Origin of the sequence: Vibrio quintilis (assembly GCF_024529975.1) — a bacterium.
Lineage (GTDB): Bacteria > Pseudomonadota > Gammaproteobacteria > Enterobacterales > Vibrionaceae > Vibrio > Vibrio quintilis.
The window spans coordinates 2,195,166-2,216,918 of sequence record NZ_AP024897.1; the positions used below are offsets into that span (position 1 = coordinate 2,195,166).

General features: G+C 43.8%; 18 protein-coding genes. 10 read left to right on the forward strand and 8 right to left on the reverse strand.

Annotated features, from left to right (window positions below; translation table 11 throughout):
• The first annotated feature begins 76 nt into the window (after positions 1–76).
• Genes sapA through OC443_RS10295 form a run of 6 tightly spaced genes read left to right on the forward strand, consistent with a single transcriptional unit; the run spans position 77 to position 6,153 of the window.
• Positions 77–1,699 carry an ABC transporter substrate-binding protein SapA gene (sapA, locus tag OC443_RS10270; protein ID WP_073582299.1) on the forward strand — a complete coding sequence of 541 codons (1,623 nt, stop codon included), beginning with the start codon at positions 77–79 and terminating at the stop codon, positions 1,697–1,699.
• Positions 1,699–2,661, forward strand: a complete 963-nt coding sequence (locus OC443_RS10275; RefSeq protein ID WP_073582297.1) for an ABC transporter permease — start codon at positions 1,699–1,701, stop codon at positions 2,659–2,661. Before sapA ends, OC443_RS10275 begins: the two co-directional genes overlap by 1 nt.
• Positions 2,648–3,535, forward strand: coding sequence for an ABC transporter permease subunit (locus OC443_RS10280; protein WP_073582295.1), 888 nt, complete (start codon positions 2,648–2,650; stop codon positions 3,533–3,535). The genes OC443_RS10275 and OC443_RS10280 overlap by 14 nt, the downstream gene beginning before the upstream one ends.
• A gap of 1 nt (position 3,536) precedes the next feature.
• Positions 3,537–4,532: a peptide ABC transporter ATP-binding protein gene (locus OC443_RS10285; protein WP_073582293.1), complete on the forward strand. Its 996-nt coding sequence runs from the start codon at positions 3,537–3,539 to the stop codon at positions 4,530–4,532.
• Complete coding sequence (locus OC443_RS10290) at positions 4,529–5,326, forward strand: peptide ABC transporter ATP-binding protein (protein WP_073582291.1); 798 nt, start codon at positions 4,529–4,531, stop codon at positions 5,324–5,326. The genes OC443_RS10285 and OC443_RS10290 overlap by 4 nt, the downstream gene beginning before the upstream one ends.
• A gap of 26 nt (positions 5,327–5,352) precedes the next feature.
• Positions 5,353–6,153 (forward strand): ABC transporter permease, encoded by an 801-nt coding sequence (locus OC443_RS10295; RefSeq protein ID WP_073582289.1) that lies wholly within the window; start codon positions 5,353–5,355, stop codon positions 6,151–6,153.
• 152 nt (positions 6,154–6,305) lie between these two features.
• On the opposite strand, the gene pgsA is transcribed toward OC443_RS10295, so the two are convergent.
• From pgsA to OC443_RS10315, 4 genes are all read right to left on the reverse strand, one after another.
• Positions 6,306–6,863, reverse strand: a complete 558-nt coding sequence (gene pgsA, locus OC443_RS10300; RefSeq protein ID WP_073582287.1) for a CDP-diacylglycerol--glycerol-3-phosphate 3-phosphatidyltransferase — start codon at positions 6,861–6,863, stop codon at positions 6,306–6,308.
• 48 nt (positions 6,864–6,911) lie between these two features.
• Positions 6,912–8,744, reverse strand: coding sequence for an excinuclease ABC subunit UvrC (gene uvrC / locus OC443_RS10305; RefSeq protein ID WP_073582285.1), 1,833 nt, complete (start codon positions 8,742–8,744; stop codon positions 6,912–6,914).
• Complete coding sequence (uvrY, locus tag OC443_RS10310; RefSeq protein ID WP_073582283.1) at positions 8,744–9,388, reverse strand: UvrY/SirA/GacA family response regulator transcription factor; 645 nt, start codon at positions 9,386–9,388, stop codon at positions 8,744–8,746. The genes uvrC and uvrY overlap by 1 nt, the downstream gene beginning before the upstream one ends.
• A gap of 490 nt (positions 9,389–9,878) precedes the next feature.
• Positions 9,879–10,172, reverse strand: a complete 294-nt coding sequence (locus tag OC443_RS10315; RefSeq protein ID WP_073582281.1) for a hypothetical protein — start codon at positions 10,170–10,172, stop codon at positions 9,879–9,881.
• A 154-nt stretch (positions 10,173–10,326) separates the two neighbouring features.
• On the opposite strand from OC443_RS10315, the gene OC443_RS10320 reads away from it, so the two are divergent.
• Positions 10,327–12,705 (forward strand): DNA polymerase II, encoded by a 2,379-nt coding sequence (locus OC443_RS10320; RefSeq protein WP_073582279.1) that lies wholly within the window; start codon positions 10,327–10,329, stop codon positions 12,703–12,705.
• Positions 12,706–12,718: 13 nt separating this feature from the next.
• On the opposite strand, the gene OC443_RS10325 is transcribed toward OC443_RS10320, so the two are convergent.
• A complete protein-coding gene (locus OC443_RS10325; protein ID WP_073582277.1) occupies positions 12,719–13,486 on the reverse strand; it encodes a nucleotidyltransferase domain-containing protein in 768 nt (255 codons plus the stop codon).
• A gap of 113 nt (positions 13,487–13,599) precedes the next feature.
• Between OC443_RS10325 and efpL the strand changes: the two genes are divergently transcribed.
• The 3 genes from efpL to OC443_RS10340 all read left to right on the forward strand — a co-directional run bounded on the left by efpL (position 13,600) and on the right by OC443_RS10340 (position 15,372).
• Positions 13,600–14,166, forward strand: a complete 567-nt coding sequence (efpL, locus tag OC443_RS10330) for an elongation factor P-like protein EfpL (protein ID WP_073582275.1) — start codon at positions 13,600–13,602, stop codon at positions 14,164–14,166.
• A gap of 1 nt (position 14,167) precedes the next feature.
• A complete protein-coding gene (locus OC443_RS10335) occupies positions 14,168–14,488 on the forward strand; it encodes an HI1450 family dsDNA-mimic protein (RefSeq protein ID WP_073582273.1) in 321 nt (106 codons plus the stop codon).
• 155 nt (positions 14,489–14,643) lie between these two features.
• Positions 14,644–15,372 (forward strand): DUF3581 domain-containing protein, encoded by a 729-nt coding sequence (locus tag OC443_RS10340; RefSeq protein ID WP_073582271.1) that lies wholly within the window; start codon positions 14,644–14,646, stop codon positions 15,370–15,372.
• Positions 15,373–15,427: 55 nt separating this feature from the next.
• Here OC443_RS10340 and OC443_RS10345 read toward each other — a convergent pair whose 3' ends face one another.
• The 3 genes from OC443_RS10345 to ydiJ form a co-directional block, all read right to left on the reverse strand.
• Complete coding sequence (locus tag OC443_RS10345) at positions 15,428–15,889, reverse strand: methyltransferase family protein (RefSeq protein WP_073582269.1); 462 nt, start codon at positions 15,887–15,889, stop codon at positions 15,428–15,430.
• 201 nt (positions 15,890–16,090) lie between these two features.
• On the reverse strand, positions 16,091–17,980 hold the full coding sequence (locus OC443_RS10350; RefSeq protein WP_073582267.1) for a glycoside hydrolase family 44 protein: 1,890 nt from the start codon (positions 17,978–17,980) through the stop codon (positions 16,091–16,093).
• Between the two features lie 597 nt (positions 17,981–18,577).
• Complete coding sequence (gene ydiJ, locus OC443_RS10355) at positions 18,578–21,619, reverse strand: D-2-hydroxyglutarate dehydrogenase YdiJ (RefSeq protein WP_073582265.1); 3,042 nt, start codon at positions 21,617–21,619, stop codon at positions 18,578–18,580.
• Positions 21,620–21,753: the final 134 nt, after the last annotated feature.

Below are 21,753 nucleotides of genomic sequence, written 5' to 3' on the forward strand. Positions count from 1 at the left end.
AAAATGATAAATTAGCGCGTTATTGGGGTAAACGGATACACTTTAATACCTCGCTGCAGATTTATTCGCTTTCTATATGAAGATACTGAAACAACTTATTCTGGGTCTTAGTTGCCTGCCTTTTATTGTTGCATGCAATGACAATACATCTGCTCATGATGAGATCAGAAAAACTGGTTTTGTTTATTGTGGTCAGGGAAATCCGAATACATTTAATCCACAATTGGTCGATAGCGGACTTGTGGCTGAAGCACTCGGGCCTCAGATTTTTGACACTTTGCTCATTCTCGATCCCAAAACACAGCGCCCATCGCCAAATCTGGCAACACGCTGGGAAGTGAATCGTCAGGGCATCCGCTATACACTCCACCTCAGAAAAGACATCGCTTTTCAAAAAACAGCGTGGTTTACCCCTTCCCGGCCATTAAATGCACAAGACGTTGTTTTCAGTTTTGATCGTATTATTAATCCGGAGAACCCTTTTCACCATACGGGACACAGCAATTATCCCTGGTTTGCAGGAATAAACTTCGGACATTTAATCCAAAGCGTCAAAGCAACCGATAAATACACAGTCCAGTTTGTACTTAACCGGCCTGATAACAGCTTTCTGGCGAATATTGCCACAACGCATTCCGTGATTCTTTCCAAAGAATATGCCGATCAACTGATTCTTGCTGATGAGAAGCCAATGCTGGACAGCCACCCGGTTGGCACCGGCCCGTTTTATTTAGATGAAATGCAGGCGGGTGATTTTATCCGGCTGAAAAGAAACGCCGGTTACTGGAAAGGCTCACCAAAATTATCTCAGGTCGTCTTTGACATCGCACAGCGGGGAACCGGGACGCTGGCCAAGTTACTCAGAAACGAATGCGATGTACTGAGTACACCAATTTCCAGCCAGATTCCTATCATTGAGCAACATAAGCATATTGTTTTGAAATCAACACCGGCCATGAATGTTTCGTTTATTGCTGTTAATACATCTCACCCGGTAATCAGCGATACCAGAATTCGCCGGGCTCTCAGCTTTGCAATTAACAGAAAAAACATTTTGAACTCAGTTTACTATGGCACCGGTAGTATTGCTTACAATGTCCTTCCGCCAACCTCATGGGCTTATCAGCGGGATCCGGTCCAGGTCCGTTATGATAAGAATTATGCACTGGGACTGCTGCGTGATGCCGGATTCAGTAATGGGCTGGAATTATCGATGCTGGTACCGATGGAGCCAACTGCTTTTAACCCCAGCCCGCATAAAACAGCTGAATTAATTCAGGCAAACTTTAAAGATATCGGGATCAAACTCCATTTAATTCCCGAAGAAAAAATAGAAAGACAAAATAAATTATCCCGGATGGACGTTGACTTATATCTGACCGGCTGGTCAGGCCGCTCAGGCGATCCGGACAGTTTCTTGCGCCCCATCCTGTCCTGTGATGCAGTCCGTGAAGGAATTAACCTGTCCCGGTGGTGTAATGAAGATTTTGATTTCTTACTCGATTTAGCGCTGGAGGTTGACCGGCAGCGTTACCGTTTAAATCTTTATAAACAGGCACAGAATATTATCAATCAGGAGTTTCCCGTGATTCCCGTGGCTCACGGTATGCAGTTTAAAGCTTATAGTGACAGTTTGACCGGATTCCGGCTGAGTCCGTTTAATGTTCAACCCTTCAATACGGTTGAGAGGACACACTAATGTTTGTTTATACGATTCGTAAACTGAATCTGTTTATCATCACGCTGCTCATATTGACATTAGTCGGATATAACATTCTCAGATTTGATCCTGCCTCTCACTGGGCGATGGAAAGTTTCTGGAGTGGCTGGGTAAATTATGTGCGGGAACTCATGCATTTAAACTTTGGTATCAACCGGCTGGGTGTGCCGGTGGTTGATGAGCTCATGGTCGTATTCCCGGCAACCCTTGAAGTCTGTCTCTTTGCTTTTTTTATTTCACTGATCATTGGCATTCCGATTGGCACGATTGCCGGTATGAGGCAGGGGAAATGGTCAGATACGCTGATTTCTTTTGTTTCCATGTGCGGCTATTCAGCACCAATATACTGGGTGGCGCTGATTCTGATTCTGATTTTATCGCTTAAATATCAGCTTTTCCCGATTTCTGGCAGATATGATCTGTTATATGAACTCAAACCCGTCACCGGATTTGCATTGCTGGACGCTTTTCTGTCGACCAGCCCTTACCGGGCTCAAATTTTACAGAGTGTCATTGAGCACCTGATTTTACCCTGTATTGTACTGGCTCTTTCTCCGACAACGCAGGTCATTCGCCTGATGCGTGCTTCTGTTGCTGAAGTCATCAACCAAAACTACATCCGGGTGGCCCGGATCCGGGGTCTTTCCCGTTATCAGATTATTGCCCAGCATGTATTACGCAATGCCATTCCGCCAATTATTCCTAAATTTGGCGTGCAGTTATCAACGATGTTTACATGTGCCATTATCACCGAATCAATTTTTAACTGGCCCGGCATTGGCAGATGGCTTCTTGATTCGCTGGCGCAGCAAGATCTGGTGTCCATACAGGCAGGTGTTATTGTTGTTGCTTCTTTGGTACTGACTGCAAATATTTTGTCAGATTTGGTTGGTGCCATGGTTAACCCATTAGTAAGGAAGACTTGGTATGCTCACGAATAGTGTCTATCAGGAAGAGCGGATTCCGACCCAGTTTGAACGTTTCTGGCGAAGTTTCAGAACCAATAATCTGGCTATGTTCGGATTATGGTGCCTTGGATTTCTCACTCTGATTACCATTTTTTCGCCATGGCTGATGCCTTATAGCCCACTGGAACATTCAGGTAATTTGCTGCTGCCGCCTTCCTGGGATCCAGCTGGCAGTGTTGATTTCTTTTTCGGAACAGATGACTTAGGCCGGGATATTCTGTCGCGTTTGATTGACGGTACCCGCCACTCTTTTGGCTATGCCATAATTGTCACGGTTCTGGCAATGACAATCGGGTGCTCGGTCGGTGTATTGGCCGGTATGACCTCCGGGCTTTTATCCAGCACCCTGAACCACCTGCTTGATACGGTGATGTCAATTCCTTCGCTGCTCCTGGCCATCATCTTTGTTGCATTTCTCGGAACCGGCGAGTTCAATGTCCTCATTGCAATTTGTCTGGCCCTGACCCCTCGTTTTATCCGTTCCGTCTATACCGCTGTTCATACCGAAATAGAAAAAGACTATATCATTGCAGCACGGCTTGATGGTGCAAGAAACATCTATTTACTGTGGAATTCCATTCTGCCGAACATTCTGAACGTCATCATTGCAGAAATCACTTTTGCGCTGACAATTGCGATTCTCGATATCACCGCACTTGGTTTTCTGGGCCTGGGGGCGCAGTCATCCAGCTCAGAATGGGGAGCGATTCTCGGTGACTCTCTGGAATTGCTCTACCTTGCACCATGGACTGTCACCCTGCCGGGGTTAACCATCATGTTTACAGTGATTACCATTAATTTTGTTGGTGAAGGCGCCAGACAGGCCCTAAACGCAGGAATCGAATAATATGCCGATGCTTGATATTCGTCATTTGACGATAGAAATCGATACCCCTCAGGGACTGGTGAAAGCGGTTGATCGAATGAACCTGACCATGACTGAAGGTGAAATCCGCGGACTCGTCGGAGAATCTGGCTCAGGAAAAAGTCTGGTCGCCAAAGCAATTGTCGGCGTGTGTAAAGAAAACTGGAAAATCACGGCAGACCGGCTGAGGTTAGGCAATGTTGACTTACTACAGTTAACGGCCAGAGAACGCAGACGTATCATAGCCAGGGACATTGCGATGATATTTCAGGAACCTTCCACCTGCCTTGACCCTTCTGATGAAGTTGGCGAACAGTTGATTGAGGCGATTCCCGCTCACTCGTTTAAAGGCTCCTGGTGGCAGCGGTTTTCCTGGCGGAAAAAACAGGCCATTGCTTTATTGCATAAAGTCGGCATTAAAGATCACCAACGTATTATGAGCAGTTATCCGTATGAGATCACGGATGGGGAATGCCAGAAAGTAATGATAGCCATGGCAATTGCCGCCAAACCAAAGCTATTAATCGCGGATGAACCAACAAACGATCTGGACCCGATTACCCAGTCCCAGATTTTCCGCTTAATCAGCCGGTTAAATCAATTGAATAATACAACGGTACTTTTAATTGGCCATGATCTGACGATGATCACGCAATGGGCGAACCGAATCACTGTGATGTACTGCGGACAATCTGTTGAATCAGCCCCAACAGAAAACATCCTCAACGCCCCGAAGCATCCATATACATCTGCACTGTTGACAGCGATACCGGATTTCAGCTCCTCAATTCCGCATAAGCAGAAATTACTGTCTCTGCCCGGCTCTATTCCACCATTACAGCATTTGCCAATCGGCTGCCGGCTTGGTCCCAGATGCCCGTACGCACAAAGGCAGTGTGTCGAAGTTCCCCGTTCACGCCGGATTAAAAATCATAAATTCTCCTGCCATTATCCACTGAATACGGAGAGCTCATCATGAGTGTTTCTCTTTTAGAAGTCACTGACTTATCAAAAACATTCGTCAACCGTGCCAGCCTGTTCAGAAAGAAGCTGACTTCAGCAGTAAAGCCTGTCAGCTTCCATCTTGAAACCGGTGAGACTGTCGGATTTATCGGACAAAATGGTTCAGGAAAATCAACACTGGCAAAAATGTTAGCGGGTGTGATCGAGCCAACAACCGGAGAGATTAAAGTCAATGGCGAAAGACTGGAGCACAAGGATTACGCAACCCGGTGTAAATTAATCCGGATGATATTTCAGGATCCGAATACCTCTCTGAATCCAAGAATTCAGATTGGGCGGATTCTGGAAGGCCCTCTCAAGAGAAATACGGAGATGACACCTGAACAGCGGCAAAAACGGGTCAAAGATACGCTGGTCCGGGTGGGCTTGCTGCCGGAGCATGCTTATTTTTATCCTCAGATGCTGGCAGCCGGCCAAAAACAGAGGGTTTGTCTGGCCCGGGCAATGGTACTCCAACCTTCGATTATCGTTGCAGACGAAGCATTAAATGGTCTTGATATGGCCATGCGCTCCCAGATTATTAACCTGATTCTGGAATTGCAGGAAGAAATGGGCGTTTCTTTTATTTATGTATCTCAACATCTTGGTGTCATCAAACACATCACGGACAAAATCATCGTCATGCACGAAGGAGCAGTCGTAGAATCAGGTTACACAGAGGAAGTACTATCCTCCCCTGCTCACCCGGTCACACAGAGAATGGTAGAAAGTCACTTTCATCAGGCTCCGGTTTTTAAAGCCAACACCTGATGGGGAAAACCTGAGGAAAAACCGCAATGGATAGTGTGATTGATATCGGATGGCTGCAAGTGGGGTTATTCAGCCTGATTATTCTCATTCCGCTCTATATCAGTTCACATTATCACTTACTACTCGGCAAAGACATGATTATTGCTCTGATAAGAATGGCTTTACAGCTGTCTCTTGTCGGGGTGTATCTGGAATATTTGTTTAATCTCAATAATTTTTTCGTGAATACAATTTGGTTGATCCTGATCGTTTTTATCGGTGCCAGCGCCATTTTATCCAGAGCCATGCTCCCACGAACCCGGCTCATACTGCCATTATTTCTTGCGCTGATTCAGGGATTAATTCCGGTGCTACTCATCCTGAGTATCTTTGTTGTACAACCCGTCCCTTTATATAATGCACAATATATGATTCCCATTGCCGGGATGCTGATGGGGAACTCACTCAGCGGAAATATTATTGTACTTCAGAATCTTTTTACGGCATTTGAGGAAAGAAAAGATGAATATGAAGCCGCCATATCCTTAGGTGCTTCACCCCGCTATGCGGCACGGCCATTTATCACAAGTGCAATGCAAAAAGCGAGTGCACCGGTGCTCGCATCGATGACAACTATTGGCCTTGTCACTCTGCCAGGAATGATGACGGGGCAGATACTTGGAGGAACGGCACCTATTATTGCGATTAAGTATCAGTTTATCATTATGGTTGCGATCTTTGTTGTGCTGAATCTGTCGATGGCATTCTCGATAGAATACCTATTTAAAGTGATTGTGAATAAAGAAGGACGTGTACTGATCCGGTTCAACAATAAAAGCAAAAAATAATTGTTTTGAGATGTTTGTTCAAATTATCAGGCATCATGCTGATTACTCACCGTCTTTAAAACACCTTATCCACAGAAAATGTGGATAAGTAACGGAAAGATTGATTGTTTTACTGACACAATGCCTGACCCGAATCACGACTGCTTCAAATACTATTCATTATCTGCGTTCAGCAAATCACTCTTCGCAGCAACCAAATACTGTCCCATCGACCAGTAAGTCAGAACGGTTGCAATATAAATCGCAACATAGCCCAGCCAAACCATCCAGTCGTCATAACGCCAGATTAATGCCAGCAAAGCCAGCATCTGCGTCATTGTTTTTACTTTTCCGACCCATGACACAGCCACACTGGCCCGTTTCCCAATTTCTGCCATCCACTCTCTTAATGCAGAAATAATAATTTCCCGGGCAATCATGGTGACTGCAGGTACAGTTATCCAAAAACTATGAAAATGTTCAGTAATCAGAATCAAAGCCGTTGCAACTAAGACTTTATCTGCCACAGGGTCGATAAATGCCCCGAAACGTGAAGTTTGCCCGAGCTTTCTGGCAAGCATTCCATCCAGCCAGTCTGTGACTCCTGCAACCCAGAATACAAGAGCTGCCGCAAATGGGGACCAGGTATAAGGCAGGTAAAAAGCAATCACAAAAACCGGAATCAAAAAAAGTCTGATAAGGGAGAGAATATTAGGAATATTTAAACGCATATATGCTTCGCTCTTGTAGGTCGCGTTGACTATGTTGCTGTATTTTTTTTATTGTTTCAATGCCTGATAAATATTTTCTGCTAATGAGTCGCTGATTCCCGGCACTTTGGCGATATCTTCGACAGTTGCCCGCTTCAACTCCTGAAGACCTCCCATATATTTCAGCAATGCCTGCCGACGCTTAGGTCCAATCCCTTCAATACCTTCAAGTGCGCTGGTTCTGCGGGATTTCCCACGCTTTTTACGATGTCCGGTAATGGCATGGTTATGACTTTCATCCCGGATATGCTGAATCAAATGCAATGCCGGTGCATCACTTTCCAGATGAAACTCTTCTCCATCCGTCATGATCAACGTTTCCAGACCCGGCTTACGGGTTACACCTTTGGCAACCCCGATCATCAGTGGCATTTTGGGCCAGTTATCCCAATATTGAGAAACGATTTCAAATGCTCTGGAAAGTTGTCCTTTTCCCCCGTCAATAAAGATAATATCCGGGATTTTATCTGCATCGAGCTGCTTTGAATAACGGCGTTCCAAAACCTGAGCCATTGCGGCATAATCATCCCCACCGGTAATCCCGGAAATGTTATATCGCCGGTATTCAGCTTTCACCGGACCTTCCTGATTAAATACAACACAGGAAGCGATCGTATTCTCACCCATCGTATGAGAAATATCAAAGCACTCCATTCTCTGTAATGCAGGTAACTCAAGTAATTCCTGAAGCTCTTTAACTCGCTGAAAAACAGTCATTTTATGGTTTTGTCTGGTCGTAATTGCCGTGAGTGCATTGGTATTTGCTAACTTCAGGTAACGCCCTCGTGAACCAGACGGTTCTACCATAAACACAACTTTCTTGCCCGCAATATCAGTTAACAGAGACTGAAACAGCAACTTATCTTCAATAATACCCTGACTGACAATCACCCGTGATGGTAATGCCCGGGCACCGTTATGAGATAGATAGTATTGCTTCACAAAGCTCTCAAAAACTTCCTGGTGTGTGGTATTCCCAGGAATTTTAGGAAAAAAGCTTCGGCTTCCCAGAACTTTCCCGTGTCTGACCATCAAAATATGAATACAGGCTATACCGTTTTCCTGCGCAAAACCAAGGATATCAATATCATCATCACTATCTTCAGAAACAAATTGCTGTTCCTGTACCCGGCGGATTGCCTGAATTTGATCGCGATATTTTGCCGCATCTTCAAATTGTAATGCCAGACTGGCCTGCTCCATCTTATCAACCAAAGTTGAGACAACCTGTTGATCCTTACCTTGCAGAAATAGCTTCAGATAGCCGACCAGTTCTTTATAGCTGTCATCTGAAATCAAGTCAGAAACACACGGACCAGCACAGCGACCAATCTGATACATCAGACAAGGCCGTGTCCGGTAGGCATATACAGAATCTTCACACTGCCTGACCGGAAAAATTTTTTGTATCAGGTGCAAAGTTTCCCGAACCGCACTGGCATCGGGATAAGGGCCAAAATATTCCCCTTTCTTCTTCTTTGCACCACGATAAACCGACACACGGGGATGTTGATGGGCGCTGATAAAGATATATGGATATGATTTGTCGTCCCGTAACAGTACATTATACTTCGGGAGATATTGCTTAATATAGTTATGCTCAAGAATTAATGCTTCTGTCTCAGTATGAGTGACAGTGACATCAATCCGGCAGATATGACTGACAAGCGCTCTGGTTTTTTCATTATCCAGCTTCTTCCTGAAATAGCTGGATAACCGTTTTTTCAAATCTTTCGCTTTACCGACATATATCACTTCAGCCACAGCGTTATACATACGATAAACGCCAGGCTGATTGGTTACAGTTGCTAAAAAAGCAGAAGGGTCAAATGTTGATACCACTATAAAGTCTCAGTATCTAACATTCCGTGCCGAATGGCTAAATGGGTTAATTCAACATCGCCGTTAATATCTAACTTTGCGAATAAACGATATCTGTAACTGTTCACTGTTTTGGGACTTAAATTCAGCTGTTCAGAAATATCGGTCACTTTTTGTCCTTTCGTAATCATCATCATGATTTGTAACTCACGCTCAGACAAATCAGCAAATGGATTTTCAGAAGCAGAAGAAAACTGGCTCAAAGCCATTTGCTGAGCTATCTCTGGTGAAATATAGCGCTGACCACTATTTACAACCCGAATCGCATTGACCATTTCATCCGGCCCGGCACCTTTTGAAAGATATCCAACAGCCCCGGCCTGCATTACTTTTGTCGGAAATGGATTTTCGGTATGTACGGTTAATACGATGATACGAATGTCAGGGTTGTACCGTAATATTTTCTTTGTTGCTTCCAGACCACCAATGCCCGGCATGTTCATATCCATCAAAACAACATCAACATGATGATTACGACACCACTTCACAGCATCTTCACCGCTGTCAGCTTCCCCTGCTACATTCATTCCACGGACGTCTTCAATAATACGCCGAATCCCTGTGCGAACCAGCTCATGATCATCTACAAGGAATACACTAATCAAACTTGTATCTCCACAATCAATTGGCTCAACACGACTCTCGCCGAGTCTTAACTCAGTCTTAGTTTTGACTATCCTCTGACTATGAGCCTAAATAAAAACTTTCGCAAGTATTTCTTTCCGGATAGACGTTTTATAAGATAATTCATTCAGTTACAAGACTTAGTCAGGATGAATTACCCCTAAGACTCTCATTTTACATAAAAATAAATATATCGCTTATCAATATGTTTAAAAAGCACTCAAAATAATAAATCGCCCATGAATCTGAAAAAAGCAGATACACAGGCGCCAAAACGAAAGTACTTTTATCAACTGGCTGTTAATCCGGATGATAAAAGTAACATTTTTAAATTCAATTGGTTTAAGAAAAACTCTGTTTGCCAAACCACATATGCGGCAGATTTACCCGATAAACCGAGCTACCAAGAATAACAACATGATAACCAGCCAACATTATATTATACAGTAAAACTGTCACAGTGGTCAGACACTACAAATCTTTCATTAAAACTTCAAATTGTTCATGAGCATCTTCTATCAGATGTGTCAGCTCCGCTGCATCTTGAGTTGATAACACGACATGCCAGGCTCTTTTTCCTGGTTCACGTCCGGTCACTTTGGTTTTTTCACCATGTGATTCGAAGAAAACGTTCTCGAACTCACAGTGATAAAACTTATTCCGACCTATAATATCTATATCAAGATGACCAACCGGATTCACCTGAAAATGTGCCTTATTATGATTGTGATCATGCATAAAGTAGTTTCTGTGAACTGTGATCATACTGCCCTCCAGACATGCTTATTTACTTCAGACTCCCATCTATAGTGTAGATAACAGAAAGCGTATTAGTGGCAAAACTATCATGAAGATTGATCTGGATTAGATAAATTGATGAAATAGTCTTAACAGAAAAAAGTAAAACGAGTACTTAACCTTGACTATAGAAAAGGGGTTCCTTCTCACCCGTCACGCCAGAGATTATGGAGGAAAAACGCAAATCGAACTTTGGGTTTCTACCACGCATGGACCCGCTCAAATATTGATTGAAAACGAACAGCCCGTCTGTTTTATCCCCGATTCAGACAAAGATAAAATTCAACAGTTATCCGAACGAAATAGTGACAATGTCACCTATAAAGAACTTCCGTTAAAAAACTTCGGGTCCACTCCCTTAATTGCATGCTATCACCGGACAATTAAAGCCTCTCAGCATTTCAATGAACTTTGCGTCCGTAAAAAAATCGATGTATTAGAAAGCGATATACGGCTGGCAGATCGGTATTTAATGGAACGTTTTATCTGCGGCAGCCTCGAATTTACAGGGAATGTGACACAAAAAAACACTCATAAAATGGTTACACACGCAAAATGCCGCAAAGGTGATTTCCATCCGGATTTGCAACTTGTCTCATTAGATATTGAATGTTCAGAAAAGGGAGAACTCTATTCGATTGGCCTTGATAGTGATAAGGATGCCCGGGTAATTATGATTGGCCAGCCCGGAGAAGCACCGCATACATCGCTTCCCTTTCATATCGAGTGGGTCGCTGATGAAGTACAACTGCTGCATACTTTAATTCAATGGTTTAGCACTTATGATCCGGATATTATCATCGGCTGGAATGTGGTTGATTTTGACTTTCGCCTGTTACATAAACGTGCGGAAAAACACCATATCCGGCTGGCGCTGGGCCGGGATCAGCAAACGATTTCTTTCCGGACCTCAGGTCAGTCACAAAAGAGTTTTATCTACATTCCGGGCCGGGTGGTATTAGATGGGATAGACTCATTAAAAACAGCCACTTACCAGTTCAGTTCATGGTCACTGGAATCCGTATCACAAACCCTGCTCAATGAAGGTAAAGCCATTCATAACGTCAACGACCGGATGGCAGAAATTAATCATATGTTCAGACATGACAAGATCAAACTGGCCATTTATAACCTGAAGGACTGCCAGTTAGTCCGGCGGATTTTTGATCATACCCATCTGTCAGACTTTATGGTCCAGCGTTCAAAACTGACCGGGCTTGAATTAGATCGGATTGGTGGCTCGGTTGCCGCTTTTACAAATCTCTATCTGCCCCGCCTTCACCGGGCTGGCTATATTGCCCCAAATCTGATTTCGGAAAACTGGCAGGCCAGCCCGGGTGGATATGTCATGGATTCCGTTCCCGGATTATATGATTCGGTCATTGTGCTGGATTTTAAAAGCCTTTATCCCTCAATTATCCGCACGTTCCTGATTGACCCACTTGGACTCATCGAAGGTCTGAAGCTGACCGCCGGTAAAGAAGCAGATCAGGCGGTTCCCGGATTTCGTGGTGGTCAGTTCCACCGGACACGACACTTTTTGCCAAAGATGATTGAGTCACTCTGGCAAGCCAGAGATATTGCCAAACAGAATAACGAAGCTGCATTTTCTCAGGCAATCAAAATCATTATGAACTCATTCTACGGGGTGCTTGGTTCTTCAGGATGCCGTTTCTTTGATACGCGTCTCGCATCCAGTATCACCATGCGTGGCCATGAAATCATGAAGCAAACGAGGCAATTGATTGAAAACAGCGGCTATAAAGTGATTTACGGCGATACAGATTCCACATTTGTTTCTTTAGAAAAAGAGCATTCAGCGGAAGAAGCCAGCAAAACCGGCCGGTTACTGACCCAAACCATTAACCAGTGGTGGCAAAAATATCTGGAAGAGACATACCAGCTGGAGAGTTGCCTGGAAATTGAATATGAAACCCACTATAGAAAATTTTTCATGCCTACTATCCGGGGAGCTGAAACCGGCTCTAAAAAACGTTATGCCGGACTCACAGGTTCCGGTGAAGATGAACAGATGATTTTCAAGGGTCTGGAAAGTGTCAGGACTGACTGGACACCACTTGCACAGCGATTCCAGCAGGAGCTTTACCACCGGGTATTTCATCAGGAAAATCCCTGCGACTACGTGCGTAATTTTGTGGAAGAGACATTAGCCGGAGAGTTCGACCAGGCACTCATCTACAGAAAACGACTCAGGCGGCGGCTAAGCGAATATCAAAAAAATATCCCGCCCCAGGTCCGGGCAGCAAGGCTTGCCGATGAACATCACCGGCGGCAGGGAAAACCGCTTCAATATCAGAACAAAGGGACAATTGAATATGTCATCACACTCAACGGACCTGAACCAATCGAATTTCAAAACAGTCCGTTAGACTACCAGCATTATATAGATAAACAGTTAAAACCCGTTGCTGATGCGATTTTACCTTTCATAGGCTATCAGTTTGACGATCTGACCAAACCTCAGCTGGGTTTATTCTGATAGCAGAACCGGTTTAACCAATACGGAATTCAGTCTTCTTATACTGTTTCGTCAGCCATGCACCGTAATCATCCAGCAATCCGATGACTGAACGTTTGGGTATCACTTTCTGTCTCAACAGAATGCTCAAACGTTCAATATCTTTCTCTTTTTCCGGATGATATTTCAGAAAATGCTGTCCACACTCAACCGGATCATCAAACCACCACTTATCCCTGTACATAATCAAAGAGTAGCTTGCCCGCAATAGTTTTTTAGCCAGCATTGTTTGAATCATCAGTTGCTCAGACTCCTGTCCTGCTTTCACCAGCCTGTCTCTCATGTAAACAATCCGGTCTTCAATATCCATATTCCAGAATTTTGCAATCTCCCAGCTGGTCTCATAATTCCCGAAACATTCTGATAAGTTTTCGCCGTAAATACAGACAGCACAGTGACGTAATAAAAAACCCCATGAAAAAAGGCTCTCCAACGAAGCGACTTCACTGACTAAAGCTGGTCTGATATCAATATCCGTAATAAACGGAAATGACTTTTGAAAACGCCAGCGTAAGGTATTAAAAACCGTGGTTTTCCGGTCATCAAAAGGTTCATGGCACACGACAACAATATCCAGATTCGAATGCTCCGGCCGCGCCGTTTTCCGGGCAACACTGCCATAAACATAGATACTGTGTAAGTTTTCACCCAGCCCTGCTGTCAGGTAAGCAACTAATGATTTGATTGCTGGTTGATAGTGTTTCTGGAATGGTGTTTTTGGATTAATTACAGGTAATTGCATAGATAACCGTTTCTGAAATGGAACCTTTTCTCTTCGAGAATACTTCAAAATATTCCTTTTCCCTGAATGCTTTCGGTATAATACACGAAGATTCACAACAAAGGATATAGTAGATGCCAAAGGCAAGTGAAATAAAAAAAGGGTTTGCGATTGAATCTAATGGTAAAACTCTATTGGTAAAAGATATTGAAATTACGACTCCGGGCGGCAGAGGTGGTGCAAAAATCTACAAATTCCGTTGTTCTGATTTAACAACCGGTTCCAGAGTAGATGAACGTTTCAAGTCAGACGATGTGTTGGAAACACTGGCCATGACCAAGCGTGCAGTGACTTTTTCGTATATTGACGGCGACAGCTATATCTTTATGGATTCAGAAAACTTCGACCAATACACATTTAAGGAAGAAGATATCAAAGATGAACTGCTGTTCATCAATGAAGAAACGCAGGGACTGCATGTCATTTTGATTAATGACAATGTGGCTGCAATCGAATTACCGGCTTCAGTCGAACTGGTGATCGAAGAGACAGACCCCTCAATTAAAGGGGCATCCGCTTCGGCAAGAACCAAGCCTGCTCACTTTGCCACGGGGCTGGTTGTGCAGGTTCCTGAATATATTGCGACAGGTGAACGTGTGATTATCAATACCGCTGAACGTAAATTTATGAGCCGGGCTTAATATGACTCAGCTACTTTCTTACGATGATTCCATCGATACAGCCTACGATATTTTTCTCGAAATGGCAGCGGATAACCTGGAACCTGCTGATGTACTGCTCTTCACCGCACAATTTGATGAGCGCGGTGCTGCTGAGCTGGTAGAAGTGGCAGATGACTGGTCTGCAGAAGTCGGTTTTGATGTTGATAAAACAACTTATGCCGAGGTTCTTATTGGCTTGGTCAATGAAGAAAATGATGCACTCGACGATATTTTTGCGCGTATGCTTATCAGCCGGGATCCATCGCAGAAGTTTTGCCACATATTCTGGAAAAGAGATTAATCTATCTGATACTACTGGCCTTTTTTGTAATGGCCAGTGTATTGTTGATCAGGTTATACAGGAAACACTGGTATTTCTTCGGACTGGATCGACCATTTACGGCAGAATGTCAGATATAATACCGCTCAAAATTTTACATCAGACAATAGATCTCTATGTTTTTAGCACCTTATTTCTCAACTTTTCAACATCAGTTTCAGTTCACGCGCCAGCAGGCAAGCCACTTTGCTAAAAGAATTGCGGGCGACTTTAATCCAATACACGATGAAGATAACAAGCGATTTTGTGTTCCCGGAGATCTGTTATTCGCCGTTCTACTTAAGAAAGAAGGTATCAGCCAGAAAATGTCATTCAATTTTTCCGGGATGGTTAACGCAGAGACAGCCCTGCAAATTGAGAAGAAAACGGAGAAAGAAAGTGCTGTTGTTGATGAAAACGGGAAAGAATATCTGCATATGTGCAGAGAAGGTGAAATGAATCATAATCAGGAGCTGATTCAGCATCTGGTGACCAGTTATGTACGATTTTCCGGTATGAACTTCCCTTATATTCTTGTGCCGTTAATGCAAAAAGAACAAGTCATGATCAACTGCGAACGTCCTTTAGTTATTTATGAAAGTATGGATATTGATCTTGACCATCTGGACCTTTCCCGCCCGGAAGTCAAACTGGCGGATACGACCTTTGATGTCGATGGTAAACGGGGCGCTGTTGAACTGAATTTTCAGTTTAAAAATGAAGGGCAACTTGTCGGTAAAGGGGTCAAACGTATGGTTGTCAGTGGTCTTCGCCCCTATGATCAGTCGGCAATCGATCAGCTTGTCCGGAAACTGGACGATCACAAATCCAGATTTCTGGCTCAGTTTGACACAGAAGTTGTCTGAATATAAGGCGGTATCATGTGGAATCATCCTGATTTCACATGATTCTTTCGGGGTTTTAAATCCAGCGGCGAACCTGGGTTTTATAAACCCGGTACTCCTCACCAAATAATGTTTCCAGCGCTTTTTCTTCCGGAATAATCTGAAAACGATTCATATAACACACAAAGCCAAACACAAAAGCAAAACCGGCAAGATTACCCAGCCAGTAAGTAAAACCGACTAATAAAATACACAGACCTAAGTACATAGGATTCCGGGATATTTTATAAACGCCCTGACATACAAATGTACTGGCCGTTTCAGGACGTAACGGGTTGACGGTCGTCCTGGCAACAAAAAATGAATATAAGGCACTTAATCCGAAACAGCCTGAAAGAATCAGGCTCAGAGCAACAATATAAATCCGGAAAGGCAAAGGATAATCTCCCCACACGAACCACTCCGGGCAAGTCCAAATCAGCCCGGCTGCAATGATAAAAACAGCAATTGGTGTGACTTTTAATGGCAATTTATTCATATCAAACCATATTATCCTGAGCAGATTATCTCTTCCGCGATTAACACTATACCCAAACAACCTGAAGATACAGGGTTCAGGTTGCTTGGGTATAAGTCCCAAATATACACTCAAACACGGTGAAATGTCTTTTATGACTGACAAAAAAATCCCTCATCATATGAGGGATTAAATTGACTACATGACAAAAGCAGCAGGTTTCTACCGGGTGGCGCAAAAGCCGATTGAGTTTGTACTTTTTCCGGGTTGCAGTGTTTTATTCCACTCAACACCTTCAAGCGTCAGCGTTGTACCTTCCTGAGTCCATGTCGCGTTCCACAGGTTGCTCACGGTGCCTTCAATCTCAACAGAAACTTTCCAGTCAACCGCCTCTGTACCGTTATTTGTTACGACAACATTGGTACAGTAAGAGGAATTTCCATTCTGAGGAATATCAACCGTTGCAGTCACACCTTCATCTTCACCGCCACCGTTAGAATCAGATTTACTCAGAATAAAGTGATACGCAGACAATGCCGGAATATCATACTGAAGCTGGTTATTTGAAATATCTACCGCACCCACTTTTTTGATATCAGTCGATGCTGATGTCATCGCATAAGCCTGACCTGACTTATAAGTCTTAGTCGAATCAATCGTAAATGAACCACTGATGGCATCACTCATATTTTTATTCAGTACGATAACGTGTAAATCCCCGGTTTCTGAATCAACAGAGGCATAGACCGAACTATTTTCTTTATCACTCATGGTTGCAGTCACACTGGTGTCACCAAATGTGCTGTTGTCCCCATCGTAATTCCGGTAAAGGCGATAAGCACTTGCCAGATAATCATCCGCATTATTCAATATCCAGCTGTTTGCGGCATAAATATCATATTTACCAAAGATACCTAAGGTATCTGCCTCAGCGATACCCCCGGAGATATCATCTCCCCCGCCGTGGCTGTACTCGGTGAAGGCAATTTTTGTATCCGGATAATAAGTATCAACAGATTTTTGAATATGAGGAATCAATGGTAACTCTGAATAATTCCACTGCGTAATCCAGCTGGTTTCTTTATAGTCAGAATCCCATAGTGTCCGTGGTGCCTGCATCCGGGCAACTTTATCCTTGTCCGAAGTCGCATCACTCGACGTAATACCGGTATCCCCCGTTGCTGATGAATACCAGTGCAAATCAAGCACATCAAGTAATCTCTTACCGGATTCAGCCTGAGCAGCTTTCATCTGAGCCAGATAGTAATCAATAAACCAGTGATATGTATCAGAATAATCTGACCAGTCAGAGGCTGACTGCAAAGAGACGTAAGCACTGAAACCATATAATGCCGGGCCGAATATTTTTGCACTTGGATCGACATCTTTCACAGCAGACGCCATCTCAACTGAGCGCTCAACTAATTCTTTCGCTTTGACTTGTTCAGGATGAATCCGGGGATGCGTGTGCGACCATAAAGCAGGTTCATTATCCAGTGAGTAGGCAAAAACACCACCATCTTCAGCTTTGCCATACCGCTTCACCAGAAAGTTCACCATTTCATCCATATAAACGGCATTGTCAGTTAAGTCCGGCGTTAATGAAAAATCTCCGGCTTTCTTGGCAACAACAGGGATCCATCGCGAAGAAGGTGCAACTTCTCCTTCTTCCACCGTACCGTTTTTATCCGCAGAAACATAACCAGCCATTTGTAAAGTAATCATGGCTTTTGCACCAGTAATCACATCATTATCAATGAAGTCAGTCAGGGTAATTCCGGGAACGGTTTCATCTGCACCGTCAGGAACCATATATGTGTCACTGGAATGCTTCCAGTCTTCACCTGCATTCGAGTAATTATTTTCCCAGTTGTATCCTGTGGTTCTGTTTCCGCCTAAACGGTAAAAACCAAAATTTTCTTTCCCGGTCATTTTCATCCGGTGATTTGTCCCATAAATCAAATCACTGATGGTGTGATTTTGCTCATCGGGTGAAATCGAATAATCAACACTAATTTGCGCATAAGCGCCGGCACTCATTAAAGTTGCACTAATCAACAGAGACAGAGCACTGGGTTTCGCCAGCAGTCTTAAGCGGCATGGTCCATTCATAACAGGTAATCTCCTTTACATTCACTAATTCTATTCTCGTCAGGAGCTTGTAATCGGCACCAGTGCCTCATGATTTTAGCAAGAATAATTCAGCTCAAATCAGCTCAACATGACGGGTTCATTATCATTTATTTCTATTTATTGATGAAAAAACTCAATAAAATCAGCAATTAATTAACATAAAGGAAAGAAGTTATCAGAAGAAGAAACATTATCCTTAAATCTTCTTCAAAGATTTAGCACATCATCTCCATCTCATATTCATTCATGCTGTGCAACAAAGTCAGAAATAAACAGGCGCCATGTTAATACAACAAATTGCACATTAGAAATTGAACATTAAACAAACAACATGTTTATTTTTAATCTGTTTTATTGCTCCCATTTCAATCATTTTTCAATTGATAAATCACAATAGTAATATGGCATTATTTTGTCTGATGGTAACAGTAGAGGGATTTCATCCGGACTTTGCTGATAAATCCGGAAGAATAAAGAACAATAGGCGGGATAGTGACGCTTGATCGTCACCAGATACTGTCTTGCCGAAGATCAACAGATCCGGATAAGCAAAAGACAGTATCTGGCCGGGATCTGTTACAACATTTGAAGCAGTGCCTGTAACGGATGTCCGGGTTGAATGTGCTCAAACCTTTTCACCTGGCTCCGGCATGAATACCCGGTGATCAGGCAACGTTCTGATGGCAATCGGGCCAGGTTGCCCCGCCAGCTTAAGTCATAGATGTCTTCAGACATCTTAAACTTATCGGCTTCATGGCCAAATGTACCCGCCATACCACAACAACCGACAGATACGGGTTTCAGCTGAGCACCAAAGCGCTGGAATATGTCACACCACTCTTTTTCTGAATTCGGCAGTTTCGTTTTTTCTGTACAATGGGCGAAGAGGTACCATGGTTCATCGTCTGCTGACACAGAAGGAAGAGACAATTCATCCAGCCTTGGATGAAGCCACTCATGCACCGACAAGACCTCAAAATCACCTCTTTCATCACCAAGAATTTCCTGATATTCATCCCGGTAACAAAGTACAGTTGCAGGATCAACACCAACCATAGGAATATTCAGCGAAGCAATCTCTCTCAAAAAAGAAGCCGTTGATTTTGCAGTGGATGAGAACTGCTTTAAAAAACCTTTCACATGCTGCGCTTTACCATTCGGTTTAAACGGTAATAACACCGGGTTCATACCCAGTTTAATCACAAGTGAAATAAAATCTTCAACTACTGCTGCATCGTAATAAGAGGTAAACGGATCCTGAACAATGATGACATAATTCTGTTTCTGGATGGCCGGGATTTCAGCCAGCCCCTGCAGACTAAATGACACTATAGCTTTGTTCGTCACTCTTTTGGCCAGCGTAGGCACACTGAGCAAAGGCGTATCAATATAACCCAACAGTGATTTGGTCAGATTTTTGGTCCATTTCTGTTCAAGGATGCCATTCACCAAAGCCGGCATTTTCGCCATCACGGGGAGCATTGTTTCAATATTGGCCACCAGATAATCTTTGGCCGGACGCTGATAGCGGGTGTGGTACAGGTTCAGAAAACGAGCCCTGAAGCCTGGAACATCCACCTTAATCGGACACTGGCTTGCACAGGCTTTACAGGCAAGACACCCATTCATCGCTTCGTAAACTTCATGAGAAAAATCATACTCATGCTTTTTATTCCATGTATGGCGAATCCGGTCAATCATTGTCTTCACAGACAGCGTCGAATTCAATGTCTGGTGCTCAATATCCAGAATATCAATCCCCTGCTCTGTCAATTGCCGGAGCCACTCCCGGACCAGACCGGCACGACCTTTGGGGGAATGCCGTCTGTCTGCTGTCACTTTCATCGACGGACACATGGGTGAACTGGCATCATAATTAAAACACAAGCCATTACCGTTACATTCCATCGCCTGTTTAAAGCTGTCCCGGACATCAACATCAATCTGGCGATCAAAATAACCCCGTTTAACACCTGCAACTTTCACCAGCTCAAAATCCGTATCAAGTGGTGTACAGATTTTGCCCGGATTCATTTTATTATATGGGTCAAACGCAGCTTTAATTCGTCTCAGTTCAGTAAAAAGCTCTTCGCCAAAGAATTCCGGGCCATATTCAGAGCGGTAGCCTTTACCATGTTCGCCCCACATCAGGCCGCCATATTTTGCCACCAGCTTCACGACTTCATCAGAGATCTCCTGCATCAGGATTTCCTGATTCGGATCACATAAATCCAGGGCAGGCCGGACATGTAATACCCCGGCATCAACGTGGCCAAACATACCATAATCGAGCGATTTGGAATCCAGCAGAGCCCTGAACTCAGCAATATAATCTGCCAGATTTTCCGGTGGCACACAGGTATCTTCTGAAAACGGCACAGGCTTCGCATGCCCTTTGGCTGCGCCAAGTAAACCCACAGCCTTCTTTCGCATATTATAAATGCGCTGTATGCCGGATAAGTCTTCACAGACCTGATAACCAATAATACCGGCTTCAGATTTGTCCATCATCGAATCAAGTTTTGCTGTCAGCGCACGGACTTTGTCATCAATCTCTTCTTTGTCCTGACCTGCATATTCAACGATGTTAATTCCCTGCATATCCTTACCCGGAACATCTGTCAGCAAAGATTTAACGCTGTGCCAGACGATATCTTCCTTCGCCAGATTCAGCACCCGGGAGTCAACGGTTTCCACAGATAGGGCGTCCGCTTCTACCATCAGTGGCGCATTTCTCAATGCGGCATCGAAACTATCATATTTCACATTAACCAAAACCCGGACTGCCGGCAGTGGAGTCAGATTGAGCTTCGCTTCGGTAATAAAAGCCAGAGAGCCTTCAGCACCACACAATACGCGGGTGATATTGAACGAGTCATCCTCTTCATTCAGTGCATTTTTAATATCATAACCTGTCAGAAAACGGTTCAGTGGCGGAAATTTATCTACAATCTGCTGGCGTTTTTCGCGGCAAACTGACTCAGTCACAGCCAGAGCCCTGGCCGCATCAGTCTCCGCTGCGGGAGCTGCGCCAGACATATCAGATTCAAGTACAGAGCCATCTGCAAAAACGGCCAGCAACGATAAAACGTGATCAGAGGTTTTACCATATTTTAAAGACCCCTGCCCGGAAGCGTCCGTATTAATCATGCCGCCCAGCGTGGCCCGGTTACTGGTAGAAAGTTCCGGTGAAAAGAAATACCCATAAGGACGAACGGCATCATTAAGCTGATCTTTAATCACACCAGCCTGAACCCGCACCCAGCCTTCTTCAGTATTAATTTCCAGTACCTGATTCATATGCCGGGACAAATCAACCACAATACCTTTGGTCAATGACTGTCCATTTGTTCCTGTTCCGCCACCCCGGGGAGAAAAAGTCACCGATTCATAAACCGGTTTTGAGCCCAGCTGTCCTATGAGAACAACATCCCGGGTATGTTTCGGATGAACGACAGCCTGAGGCAGCTGCTGGTATACGCTATTATCAGTGGAGACAGCATGCCGGCTGGAATAGGATGTTTCTATATCTCCGGCAAATCCCTGTAATTCAAGTTCTTTTAAAAAATCTGAAACAACCGGATTAATGTCTGATTGAAGTTGAAGTCTTGGTAACATTTGCTTCCTGCTCATCTGTCATTCACTCTGTTACATTAAGCTGAGTGAATTAATATTTTTATTCTTGATCTTTGAGTGAAGTCACTTTACAACATTTAGGAGAGTGTTCAAAACAGAATCTCAGTGTAACAATA